Origin of the sequence: Pseudonocardia sp. SID8383, from assembly GCF_009864975.1 — a bacterium.
Taxonomy (GTDB): Bacteria; Actinomycetota; Actinomycetes; order Mycobacteriales; family Pseudonocardiaceae; genus Pseudonocardia; species Pseudonocardia alni.
On sequence record NZ_WWFY01000329.1, the window covers coordinates 1 to 362 of the forward strand.

At 77.1% G+C, this 362-nt stretch carries 1 protein-coding gene; it reads left to right on the forward strand.

All coding sequences use genetic code 11. From position 1 onward, the window contains the following. Positions 1-355, forward strand: a 355-nt coding sequence (locus GTW08_RS07835; RefSeq protein ID WP_161151691.1) for a FadR/GntR family transcriptional regulator, incomplete at its 5' end; no start/stop codon positions are given. Positions 356-362: the final 7 nt, after the last annotated feature.

The following is a 362-nucleotide window of genomic DNA, read 5'->3' on the forward strand; positions in this document are numbered from 1 at the left end:
CGGCCGTCGCGGGGAGGAGCCGGACGCCGCGGACCTGGAGCGCGCGGCCCGTGCGGACACCGACTTCCACGTGGCCGTCGTCCGGTGTGCGGGCAACGGCCTGCTCGTCGAGCTCTACCGGGGTGTGGTGGAGGCGGTCGCGGACAGTGTGAAGACCACGATGCCGGGCACCGCGGGCACCGAGGACGACATCTCCCACACCGGGATCGTCGAGGCCATCGCCGACGGCGACGTGGACCGTGCCGCCCGCGAGGCCGGGGACTTCCTGGACCGGCTCATCGCGGCCCGCCCGGTCACCCCGCAGGGCCCCGCCGGGGAGCGCGGCCCGGACGCCGGGGCCGGGCCCACCGCCTGACCCTCGA